Origin of the sequence: Leptolyngbya sp. NIES-2104 (assembly GCF_001485215.1) — a bacterium.
GTDB lineage: Bacteria > Cyanobacteriota > Cyanobacteriia > Leptolyngbyales > Leptolyngbyaceae > Leptolyngbya.
In genome coordinates this window covers 1,719,404-1,731,194 of record NZ_BBWW01000001.1, presented here as the reverse complement: position 1 = coordinate 1,731,194, position 11,791 = coordinate 1,719,404, and the positions used below count along the sequence as shown (strand labels likewise).

Here is an 11,791-nt window from a genome sequence, read left to right as displayed (position 1 = left end):
ATCAGGAATTCTCTATCGTCCCAGTTTTGCCAGAACGGATTTCGTCGAAACAATATGTCGATCGAGTCCCAATTCTTGCGGTGAAACGCCGATCGCGAGTGCCACCAATTGCGATAAATGCAACACGGGTAAACCGAGCGTTTTTCCGATCACTTGTTCGACTTCCGGCTGACGAGAATCTAAATTTAAGTGACAGAGCGGGCAAGGGGTAACGATACAATCGGCTCCCGCAGCGATCGCTTCTTCGATATGCGTTCCTGCCATTTTGAAAGATTGCTCAGTCGCATAACTCGAAAGCGGCCATCCACAGCACTGAGTCCGACCCCGGTAGTAAATTGGAGTTGCGCCGATCGCTTCAAACAAGTTTTCCATCGATTTCGGATTAAACGGATCATCGTAGGGGTGTTCTTGTCCGCGCAGTAAGTAACAACCGTAAAACGCTGCACATTTTAGCCCAGAGAGTTTATTTGTGACTTTTTGGGCGATCGCTTCTAATCCGTAATCTGCCACCAGTGCCCACAGTAAATGTTTAACTTCGCTCGTTCCTTTGTACGGCGAACAGCCTTCTTTTTTCAGAAATCCATTCACCTGATTCAAATACTCTGAATCCGCCGACTTTAACCGTTCATCGACATGACCGATCACACCCTGACACGTACTGCAATGCGTCAATAACGGCAGATTTAATTCTTCAGCTAATGCGATATTTCTAGCATTGACCGTATCTTCGAGCAGTTGAGAATCTTCCTTAAACGTTCCCGATCCGCAACACGAGGCTTTTTTGAGTTCGATCAACTCGATACCGAGCGATCGCGTCACGGCTTTCGTCGATTGATCCAACTCGCGGCAAGCTCCCTGCGCCACACAACCGGGAAAATAAGCGTACTTCAGTGCCATAACATTCTATAGAGAAGCGTTCGCCTCTGATGGTACTGCCGAATCATTCCCGCTGGGAAACTTTCTCGTGCGATCGCGATCAATCATTAGGAATTTCAAGATTCAACACAGAAACATGGCAAAATATTTTCCGCGTCCTTGAATCTGATGAGTGTATCCACAATTCAGATTAAGATGAAAAAATGCTCAAAACCGTATCGTCACAAACACCAGACATCGGCTGAGTAAGTTCTTTCATTTAGTCAGATTTGTTGCTGCTGCAACCCAAGAGGAAATATGAGCGAGACTGAAATTTTTGATAAAGTCCAGAAAATCGTGGCGGACCAACTCGGCGTAGATGCTGAGAAAGTCGTTCCTGCTGCAAGCTTTGCGAATGATTTAGGGGCAGATTCACTCGATACCGTCGAGTTAGTCATGGCACTCGAAGAAGAATTCGACATCGAAATCCCCGACGAAGCGGCAGAAGAAATTGCCACCGTTCAATCGGCGGTTGATTACATCAGCGGAAAAGTTGCAGCCTCCGCATAATGAGCGGGAGTTGGGAGTCAGGAGCAGAATCGTTACCCTCCCCTACTCCCTAATTCCCTACTCCCTACTCCCTTTCTTTTTTGGACATCATGACAAATTCGGTAAATAAGCGCGTCGTTGTGACTGGTCTGGGTGCGGTTACACCGATCGGCAATACGCTCTCTGAATATTGGGACGGCTTAATGGCGGGGCGTAACGGAATTGGTCCGATTACGCTGTTTGATGCGGCTCGGCACGATTGCCGGTTTGCGGCGGAAGTCAAAAACTTCGACCCGCATCAGTATATGGATCGCAAAGAAGCGAAACGCATGGATCGCTTTTGTCAATTCGCGATCGCAGCCACCAAACAAGCCCTTGAAGACGCAAATTTCAAAATCACTGATCTGAACGCGGAACAGGTCGGAGTCTTGATTGGAACTGGAATCGGCGGCTTGAAAGTCCTCGAAGATCAGCAAGAAGTAAATCTGACCAAAGGACCCGATCGCTGTAGTCCGTTCATGATTCCGATGATGATCGCGAACATGGCAGCAGGCTTAACCGCGATTCACATCGGCGCAAAAGGTCCAAACTCCTGTTCTGTCACCGCTTGTGCGGCAGGATCAAATGCGATCGGGGATGCGTTCCAATGGATTCGGCGCGGTTATGCTCAAGCGATGATTTGCGGTGGAACAGAAGCCGCTGTGACTACGCTGGCGGTCGCTGGATTTGCCGCCTGTAAAGCGCTTTCATTGAGAAATGACGATCCCACTCATGCCAGTCGTCCCTTTGACAAAGATCGTGATGGCTTCGTTCTTGGTGAAGGTGCAGGAATCCTCTTGCTCGAAGAAATGGAACACGCTTTAGCCCGTGGTGCGAAGATTTACGCGGAAATTGTCGGCTATGGTGTCACCTGCGATGCGTACCACATTACAAGCCAGACTCCAGGTGGAAAAGATGCCGCTAGAGCAATGCAATTCTGCATGAAAGACGGAGAATTGACTCCGGATCAGGTGGACTACGTGAATGCTCATGGAACGAGTACACCTGTCAACGATCCAAATGAGACGATGGCAATTAAAACGGCATTGGGCGATCGCGCTCGTCAAATTCTCGTCAGTTCGACCAAATCCATGACCGGACACTTACTTGGCGGTTCGGGTGGCATCGAAGCAGTCGCGACCGTGATGGCGATTCAACACGATCGCGTTCCTCCGACCATCAACTTAGTCGAACCCGATCCAGAGTGTGACTTGGATTACGTGGCGAATGAGTCCCGCGATCATATTGTCAATGTGGCACTCTCAAACTCGTTTGGGTTTGGCGGTCACAATGTCACGCTGGCGTTTAAAAAGTTTGTGCCTTGAGCTTGAACTGTCTACCGTTATCGAGGATTATTAGGAAGCCGTTATCGAATCTCCGATCCTCGATAGTTTTTTCTGATTAGGTATCTTTACCTACTTAACTACATAATGGAACCAGGTAAATAGGATTGTTCCGTTATCGCTCACTCGTCGTTCATTCTTACTAGAAATCATGGTCGTTGCAGCCCAGTCACTCGAAGAACTTTGCATTAATTCGATTCGCTTTTTAGCGATCGATGCCGTTGAAAAGGCAAAATCCGGACACCCAGGTTTGCCGATGGGTGCGGCTCCGATGTCGTTCGTGCTGTGGGATAAGTTCCTGCGGTTCAATCCGAAGAATCCGAAATGGTTTAATCGCGATCGCTTCGTTCTGTCCGCGGGTCACGGTTCGATGCTGCAATATGCACTGCTTTACTTGGCGGGTTACGACAGTGTAACGATCGAGGATATCAAACAGTTTCGCCAACTCGGATCGCGCACTCCTGGACACCCCGAAAACTTTGAAACTCTGGGCATTGAAGTCACCACAGGTCCTTTAGGTCAAGGCATCTGTAACGGTGTCGGTCTGGCAATGGCGGAAGCGCACTTAGCCGCGAAGTTTAACAAGCCCGATGCCACGATCGTCGATCACTACACGTATGTGATTTTGGGCGACGGCTGCAATATGGAAGGCGTTTCCGGTGAAGCGTGTTCGCTGGCTGGACACTTGGGACTGGGCAAACTGATCGCACTGTACGACGATAACCACATCTCGATCGATGGTGACACCGCTGTTTCGTTTACTGAAGATGTCGGTAAGCGTTATGAAGCTTACGGATGGCAAGTCATTGTCGTTCCCGATGGGGATACTAATTTAGAAGCCATTCAAGCAGCGATCGAAGAAGCGAAAAAAGACACCGAAAGACCGACCCTGATCAAAGTCAGAACCACGATCGGTTTTGGTTCACCGAACAAAGCCAACACCGCAGGCGTTCACGGTGCAGCGTTGGGTGGCGATGAAGTGAGCGCAACTCGGAAGAATTTAGGTTGGGATTACGAACCGTTTGAAGTGCCTGAAGATGCACTGAACCACTGGCGTAAAGCGATCGAGCGCGGTGCAAAACTCGAAGAAGACTGGAATGCAGCATTTGCAAACTATAAATCGAAGTATGCAGACGAAGCGGCAGAATTCGAGCGGCAAATCAGCGGCAAACTTCCTGATGGTTGGGAGAAAGCTTTACCGACTTACACCCCCGAAGATAAAGGACTGGCGACTCGTCAAACTTCAGAAAAAACGCTGAATGCGATCGCTCAAGTTGTTCCCGAACTGATCGGCGGTTCCGCTGACTTGACTCACTCGAACTTGACCTTACTCAAAGGCTTCGGTGACTTCCAAAAAGGCTCTTACCAAAATCGTAACCTCCGCTTCGGAGTGCGCGAACACGGTATGGGCGCAATCTGTAACGGGATTGCTCTACACGGTTCCGGTCTGATTCCGTACTGCGCGACTTTCTTGGTGTTTGCCGACTACATGAGAGCAGCGATTCGTCTCTCGGCACTGTCCGAAGCTCAAGTGATCTATGTGATGACGCACGATTCAGTGGCGTTAGGTGAAGACGGTCCGACTCACCAACCGGTTGAAACGATCGCATCTTTACGTGCAATCCCGAATCTCTTAGTGTTCCGTCCCGCAGATGGTAACGAAACCTCTGGCGCGTACAAAATTGCGATCGAGCGTCGCAATCAGCCGTCACTTTTGGCAATGACTCGTCAGGCGTTACCGAACTTGGATGGAAGCTCGATCGATGCCGTTTCTCGCGGTGCTTACATCCTTTCTGGCAGCGACGACCTACCCGACATCATTTTGGTAGGAACTGGAAGCGAAGTGAGTCTTTGTGTCACTGCGGCTGAAAAACTTCGGGCTGAAGGTCACAAAGTTCGCGTCGTATCGATGCCCTGTTGGGAACTGTTCGAGGAGCAAGACGAAGCTTACAAGAACACCATTTTCCCGAAAGCGGATCAAAAACGTCTCGTCGTTGAAGCAGCTTCTAGCTTCGGTTGGCAGAAATACATGGGCAGCGAAGGCGACATGATCAGCATCGAGCGCTTCGGAATTTCGGCTCCGGGCGGTGAAGCGATGAAGAAATTCGGCTACACCGTTGAAAATGTTGTCGATCGTGCGAAAGCGGTCATCGGCAAATAACCTGCAAGTTTTGCTTTGAGTGATAAATTGCAAGCCCTCAGAAATTCTGGGGGCTTTTCTGTTTACTGAAGATTTCAAGGAGGAAGATTATGATGCGCTACGCAGTTGTGATAGAAAAAGCACCTGGAAATTATTCTGCCTACGTGCCGGATTTACCTGGCTGCGTGGCAACTGGATTAACGCTTGAAGAAATCGAACAGCAAATCCGGGAAGCAGTAGAGTTTCATTTAGAGGGAATGCGGGAAGAAGAATTACAAATCCCAGAGCCTACAACGCTTTGCAACGATGTAGAAGCTTGAATGATGCAACTACGGTTTGAAGAACTGCTTGATGTTGCAACAGATTGGTCAATTGAAACCGATCGAATGTCGATCGAGCTATTAGACCAATCAACACTGCGGTTGAATCTGCAAAGCGGAAAATTTTTGAGTACGATCGCAGCACGCTAAAACTAACCAAAACTCAGCCTGGCTGGCTTTTTCACAAGAAATGAAAATTTTTGTGTGTCGGAAATCTTCCCTGACAGGTACACTACGAACTGACTAACCTTCTCCTGTCTCTCATCTTAGTTGACTCAGATTGCTTCAATGATGTTTACGGTGCGCCAAGCTGGAAAATTCTTGATTCAGCCATTGATTCCGCTTGTGCAAGTTCAGCCTTCGTTGACGCGCCATACCTTGATCAATTTGCTGATTCGGATGACAGGAATATTCCTCATTTCTGCGCTGCTGACTTATGGGCACATTGTCGGACAAGCGCAGTTTGCCACACAGGAACAGCTTCAGAAATACGTCACTGAGCGGGGTAAGCGTGAGGAAGCTATCTTTCAACTTGCCGCCGATCGTCATAATTTGCTCAAGCAAGCTTTTGCTGCTCAACCCTCGCCTGCTCAACCTTTGACGCGGTTGCTTGATTGGTCAGATGGCACGCACCGCAATTTTCCAGAACACCAGGATTGGCATCAGTTTGAGGGTCAGTCAAAGCCATCGATTTTTGTCGGGCGAAATGTTCCTCTAACTGTACCGCTTCAACGTCAGATTCAGCGCTTTGAGCAGTTGCTGTTGCAGTATGCCCCTGCATGGCGCGATCGCTTTATCAATACCTGGATCGCATCCCCGGAAAATGTCGCTGTCACTTACTGGCCCGAAGTGCCCGGACCGCTAATGGTCGCGGGTGATTTTGATGTTCGCAATGAAAAGTTTTTCTACCTCTCCGATCGCGATCATGATCCGCAGCGGAAAACCGTTTGGACAGATGCTTATCAAGATCCAGCTAGCCCAGATTGGGTCGTTTCTGTCGTCACTCCGATCGACAATGCCGCAGGAGAGCACGTTGCCAGTGTGGGCAATGATATTGTGTTGAACAGTTTGATCGACCGCACAAATGTCGATCGCTTAGCTGGAACGTATAACCTGATTGTGCGGCAGGATGGTCAATTGATTGCTCATCCCGATTTCACGACTCAGATCGCGGCAAAGCGCGGAACATTGAGAGTACAAGACCTAGCCGATCCCCATCTCAGTCGTATTCTCGCTTTGATTCAATCCACCAACTCGGATGATCAGTTGCAGACTGCACGAGTGATTGAAAACGATCGCGATCGCGAATATATTGCAGTGACTCGACTAGCGGGTCCGGACTGGTATTTTGTCACGGTTTATCCTCAATCTTTGATGCAGGGTAGTGCCGGGAGTGCAGCACGATTCGTTTTGCTGTCTGGCGGAATTGCGCTCTTGGTCGAAATGGTGTTTATCTATCGTGCTTTAAATGTGCAAGTCACCCAACCCCTCGCTCAACTTCTGCACTCGACCGAGCAGTTAACTCAGGGCGATTTTGAGGTGCAGTTACCGACCTCAAGGCAGGACGAACTGGGACGACTGTCGAAAGCATTTATCCAAATGTCAGACCAGTTAAAAATGATGTTCGCCACCCTAGAGGAGCAGGTTGCTCAGCGGACGGTTGAGCTAGAGGCTGCCAATCAAGAACTTCAGCAACTTTTGCACCTAGACGGACTCACTCAGGTTGCAAATCGGCGGTGTTTTGATGAGTATTTAGCTCAGGAATGGTTGCGGCTCCGTCGTGAACAGCAACCGCTCGGACTGATTCTTTGTGATGTCGATTTTTTCAAACAGTACAATGATTGCTATGGACATTTAGCGGGAGATGAGTGTTTGCAGCGGGTAGCGCAGCACATCAAATGTGCGATCGCTCGTCCAGCGGATTTAGTGGCGCGTTACGGGGGTGAAGAGTTTGCCGTGATTTTGCCGAATACTTCGTTGACTGGAGTGGTGACTGTTGCGAAAAAAATTCAAGCGCAAATTTTGCAGGCTCAGATTCCTCACTCTGGCTCTAAAATCAGCGAATTCGTAACGCTGAGTCTTGGTGTCGTGAGTTTCATCCCCCATTCAGAAACAACGTTTGTATCCCTAATCAAGCAGGCTGATGCAGCTCTTTACAGTGCAAAGCAGCAGGGGCGCGATCGAATTCAAATGGGGTGTGAGCCATGTTCGATCGCTGCTGAGAAGTAGAAATTTTTCTGAAGTGAATCAGATCGATCGCGCAAAATCCGCTGCATCAAACCAAGTCCGATCGACATTGCACCCTAAATGTTGCTGAATTCGTAGCAAATCCGTTTCGGCATTCCCTAAACAAGTAGTCGCGCCCGGTGAAGGAGTGACATTAAATCGAATGCCGTGACCTGGATCAATTTCTGCTTGTCCCAGAATTAACTTATTCTGAGTTTTATCAATAAGCTGAGGACGAATGCCGCCGACCCCTTGAGCAAAGGTCAAATCCTCTAGCTGCAACGATGGCACAATCTTCCGCGCATCTTTGAGGAACAGACGACGATTGATCAGCGGCACTTCAAAGGCGAAATTCTTGAAAATATAGTTGCGAATGTCTCGCACGCTGAACAAATCCCAAAGCACAGCACTCACACTACGATCGAGCCGCAACACTTCTAGATAGTCCACAAAAGTCTGGAGATTGTAGCGCTCTAACAAGGGCAACGGGAGCGCAGTCGGACCAAATCGAGTCTTTCCAGGCTCAGTCACATCCGGATCGCCATGAATCGCCGCAAACGGCAGTTTATCGTTTTGAACCGTGTACACTTTGCCATTTAGAACTTGAGGCGTGTAGTAGAAATTTCCCGCAACAGGTAAACAAGAATATTCCAATCCAATGCCCATTCGGTGAGCGAATAATAGACTGTGCCCTCCAGCAGAAACCACCACAAATCGAGCCGTGATCGAATCGTTGGCGATCGTAATTTGATAATTTTCCCCCACTTGCTCGATCGCTTGCACCGGACTCCCTAAAATCAGGTTCACGGTCTTATCTGAAACTTCCTGAGCTTGCTCGACCATCGACTGCGCTAGAGTGCCATAGTTCACCGCGCTGTGTTCATTTAGAACCGCGATCGCGACTAATTCTTCAGGTCGATCGTGTCCGTTCGCCTTGACGACGTGCGGTTCAATCTCTGCAATCTGTGACTTTTCGAGCAGTTGCATTCCTGTAAAGTGCGGCTTAAAAGTCTCGTAGCGTTGCCGGACGATGTTGCATTCTTCGGCTCCGACACCGATGACCATTTTGTCAAAGCGATAAATAACGCGATCGCGAATCTCAGAGGGTAATTCGGTGGCATAGCGCACGAGCATGTCTGCCGATCGCCGCACTTTGAGCGCTTTTTCTAGACTGTAGTTCGTCTCAATGTCGCCGCAATGAATCGTTTGGCTATTGTTCGTCGGTTTTGAATTAACGGTCGCAACTCGTGGATACTTTTCAATCAGCGCGATTCGTTTGAGATCTGTGAATTTTGCGAGGGAATACAGTAACGCGGCTCCAGCAACACCCCCACCCACGACAACGACATCATAGACTTGCTCAGACATTGGTTTTCCGATCGAGTTTTTAGCTTTTTCAGCCTAGCGTACCTGCATCTCGATTTGATCTGATTTTTCAGGGAATTCGATACGATCCAACCTGAGAAACTATTCGGGTTGAAACTCGATGATGCTGACAATCGCGATTCCAAGCTCCTGCATGATTGTTTCCGAAGCCTCTCCCAGTTTGCGATTGATGCGCTGCACATCCACACCCCGAATCTGTAGCGCATCGATCGCTGAAACTTTGGAAAGTCCGTTTTGAATATCAGGCTGAATTTGGATATGCCAGAGATTTTGCTCAAAGTAGCTCTTCCAGTCTGTGATTGGTGCGATTAACTTCAGCGGTAATCGTCCAATCTGATCAGAACTCACGATAATGGCAGGTCGAACCTTTTTTATCTCTGATCCGACAGTAGGATCGAAGTTAACCAGCCAAATTTCACCCGCTTCGGACTAATACTCAACGATGTCTCCTGCCTGTAGCTCTTTCCACTCGGTATCTTGCTCATAATGAAACGTCAGCGCGTCTGCCTGTTCCGCCAAGATGCGCTGACGCTCTGCAAGCGGCAGCCTGAGAAATGCTTTTCGCTGTTCTAAAGTTGACTCAGGGAGCTGGTCGATTAGATTCACGATCGCTTCATTCACAGAAATTCCTCTACTTTCTGCCCAACGATTCACTTTTTGTAGCAGTTCATGATTCAGTTGCAGGGTGATTTCTGTCATTTTACGGCTTGGTCGAGGTTATTTCTATTCTAAAAGCCAGACTCACGCTTAGTTACGATCGCTCATTACCACGTTTTCCGGCTCCGAGTTAAATAACCACTGTTTCGCATCATTCATCAATGCTTCTTCAGCGGTACGCGGTAATTGCACCTCAACGCCGTTCGTGACTGCACCGAGTAAACGAAGACTTGCGGTTTCAGTGAGTTGGTCGATCGCTTCTTCGAGCAAGCTTTGCTGAGTGACACCCGGACGAGTCACCAACACCATGCCATCTGTGAACGGCTCTAGAATCAGGGCATCATTACATCTGCTAAGTGGTGGGGAGTCGAGAATCACCAGATCAAATCGTCCGCGTGCATCTTCGAGTAAGCGGCGGAGTTCGCTTGATTCGAGTAATGATGCTGCGGTTGGTTGAGGACCGGGACTTGGGACAACATATAGATTTTCTACATCGGGGGCGAGTCGAATACAATCGCTGATTTGTCCGAAGTAGCGGAGCGGTTCGAGTTGGCTATCGGGATCAGGGGTGAGATTGACTTGATGGGCGGCAGAGGACGATCGTAAATCGGCTTCGATCAATAACGTGCGTTTGCCAGCGCGGGCGGACGCGATCGCTAAATTATACGCTGTGACTGTTTTACCTTCGTTCTCGATCGTGCTAATCATCATGATCACCCGCAGATTCTTCGATTCGGTAAGGCGAAGATTGCTGCGGAAGCGCTCATAGTATTCTGCATAAGGTGAATCGGGATTGACTAGAATCGGGGAATCGTTCGGGATAAAGGATTTCACCAGCGGTAAGATGCCGAGAATTACCACATCTCTTTGGCGAATGGCTTCGCGTAGATCTTCTGCGGTGTAGATTGTGCCTTCAAGCGTATCGAGCAGGAAGATCACACCTGCACCGACGACTAAACCGACGATCGCGCCAACTGCTAGGGTGATCGGAATACTTTTCGGAGCTTTGATACCTGTTGGCGAAACGGTCGGAGATTGAGACAATCCTAAGCTACTCACGATTTCAACTTCAGCCGCTCTCGCATCCACGAGTTTTTGCTGCATTTGATCGTAGAGGTTCTTTTTCAGCTTGACTTGATCTTCAAGCCGGGTTCGTTCTAGTTGCTTGTTTGGAATGCTTGAGAACTGTTGTCTAAGTTCTTGTTCCGATCGAATGGTTGAAACAATTTGCTGCTCTAAAGATTCTTTCTGAGTTTGTAGGTTAACTAATGTATTTGCTAATTGTTGGCGAGCCGGATCAAGACTGCTATCTTGGCGCACATTGGCGATGAATGGGGTCACTTGACCGTTTCCACCGATCACTTCAGTTGCTCGTTTGCGAATCTCTTCTTCGTAGGCTTGCTGCTGTTTTCGTAATGTGACGACTTGAGGATGTTCAGGGCGTAAGTCTTTTAGCAAAACAGACGTTTGTGATTCAATCTGCTGCAATTGAGCACGTAGACTGGCAATGATCGGATCAGCACTCAAAGCTGAGGAAACATAAGCTTGATTCGGATCGAGTCCAAGCTTTGCTTGAATGCTACTAATTTGAGCATTGATGCCATCTAACTGCAATCGAAGCTGTTGTTGCTGTTGTTGGCTGCCTGAAATTGATTTGATGATATTGCCATCTTGAGCGGCAAATAGCTGAGGTCCTTCAACGCGATCGTATTGTTCTAAAGTGCGTTCCGCGTCGGAAAGTTCTTGCTTCACTTTCGGTAGGCGTTGTTCGATCGCGCCGATAATTGATCGGAGTCGAGCCGTGTTATTCAATCGACTTTGTTCCACTAAGCGACGAGATAATTGACTAATGACATCTCCAGCCCGCTTCTGATCGCCATCTTTGTAAGCGATATTCACCTGAGCTTTTTGAGCCGCAGGATCTTTGGCATCACCGCCCGCCTGAACTTTGATGGTCGTTCCTTTCCTCAGCACATCTGGCTGGATGTCCACTTCTTTGGCAATCCCTTCTATGACTTCATTGGTGAGGAGTGTCTCTGCTGTAAAGGCTTCTACAGGTTGGCGAACTTGAGAACCGATCGTCGAAAACGTAATTGGGGGCGCATTCGAGACGAGTATGGATTCCCCGATGTAGCTTAGTGGCGGCTCAGGCTGGACTGCCACAACACCGCCTGCACCCAAACCTACAATGACCCCTGCTGGAATCACCCACTTGTAGCGATTTACCGCGAGTAAATAACGTTTGACGATCGGTGGAACCATAAGAAAGCCCTGAC

General features: G+C 48.7%; 11 protein-coding genes. 6 read left to right on the top strand and 5 right to left on the bottom strand.

Annotated elements, in window-relative coordinates:
- Positions 1-12: 12 nt before the first annotated feature.
- Positions 13-897 carry a CoB--CoM heterodisulfide reductase iron-sulfur subunit B family protein gene (locus NIES2104_RS07925; RefSeq protein ID WP_058997396.1) on the bottom strand — a complete coding sequence of 295 codons (885 nt, stop codon included), beginning with the start codon at positions 895-897 and terminating at the stop codon, positions 13-15.
- 276 nt (positions 898-1,173) lie between these two features.
- On the opposite strand from NIES2104_RS07925, the gene acpP reads away from it, so the two are divergent.
- The 6 genes from acpP to NIES2104_RS07900 all read left to right on the top strand — a co-directional run bounded on the left by acpP (position 1,174) and on the right by NIES2104_RS07900 (position 7,475).
- The gene (gene acpP / locus NIES2104_RS07920) at positions 1,174-1,425 is read left to right on the top strand and encodes an acyl carrier protein (protein WP_058997393.1); all 252 of its coding nucleotides are present in this window, start codon (positions 1,174-1,176) and stop codon (positions 1,423-1,425) included.
- Between the two features lie 89 nt (positions 1,426-1,514).
- Positions 1,515-2,768: a beta-ketoacyl-ACP synthase II gene (gene fabF / locus NIES2104_RS07915; RefSeq protein ID WP_058997391.1), complete on the top strand. Its 1,254-nt coding sequence runs from the start codon at positions 1,515-1,517 to the stop codon at positions 2,766-2,768.
- A 169-nt stretch (positions 2,769-2,937) separates the two neighbouring features.
- A complete protein-coding gene (gene tkt, locus NIES2104_RS07910; protein ID WP_058997390.1) occupies positions 2,938-4,947 on the top strand; it encodes a transketolase in 2,010 nt (669 codons plus the stop codon).
- An 89-nt stretch (positions 4,948-5,036) separates the two neighbouring features.
- A complete protein-coding gene (locus NIES2104_RS07905; protein ID WP_263970927.1) occupies positions 5,037-5,246 on the top strand; it encodes a type II toxin-antitoxin system HicB family antitoxin in 210 nt (69 codons plus the stop codon).
- The gene (locus NIES2104_RS31635; protein ID WP_192843568.1) at positions 5,247-5,396 is read left to right on the top strand and encodes a hypothetical protein; all 150 of its coding nucleotides are present in this window, start codon (positions 5,247-5,249) and stop codon (positions 5,394-5,396) included.
- Between the two features lie 138 nt (positions 5,397-5,534).
- On the top strand, positions 5,535-7,475 hold the full coding sequence (locus tag NIES2104_RS07900; protein WP_058997386.1) for a diguanylate cyclase domain-containing protein: 1,941 nt from the start codon (positions 5,535-5,537) through the stop codon (positions 7,473-7,475).
- An 18-nt stretch (positions 7,476-7,493) separates the two neighbouring features.
- Here the strand turns inward: NIES2104_RS07900 and NIES2104_RS07895 are convergent, their stop codons facing one another.
- From NIES2104_RS07895 to NIES2104_RS07880, 4 genes are all read right to left on the bottom strand, one after another.
- Positions 7,494-8,840 carry an FAD-dependent oxidoreductase gene (locus NIES2104_RS07895; protein ID WP_058997380.1) on the bottom strand — a complete coding sequence of 449 codons (1,347 nt, stop codon included), beginning with the start codon at positions 8,838-8,840 and terminating at the stop codon, positions 7,494-7,496.
- 99 nt (positions 8,841-8,939) lie between these two features.
- A complete protein-coding gene (locus tag NIES2104_RS07890; RefSeq protein WP_202815155.1) occupies positions 8,940-9,272 on the bottom strand; it encodes a type II toxin-antitoxin system PemK/MazF family toxin in 333 nt (110 codons plus the stop codon).
- A 15-nt stretch (positions 9,273-9,287) separates the two neighbouring features.
- On the bottom strand, positions 9,288-9,557 hold the full coding sequence (locus NIES2104_RS07885; RefSeq protein ID WP_058997376.1) for a hypothetical protein: 270 nt from the start codon (positions 9,555-9,557) through the stop codon (positions 9,288-9,290).
- Between the two features lie 48 nt (positions 9,558-9,605).
- Positions 9,606-11,777 carry a polysaccharide biosynthesis tyrosine autokinase gene (locus NIES2104_RS07880; protein ID WP_058997374.1) on the bottom strand — a complete coding sequence of 724 codons (2,172 nt, stop codon included), beginning with the start codon at positions 11,775-11,777 and terminating at the stop codon, positions 9,606-9,608.
- Positions 11,778-11,791: the final 14 nt, after the last annotated feature.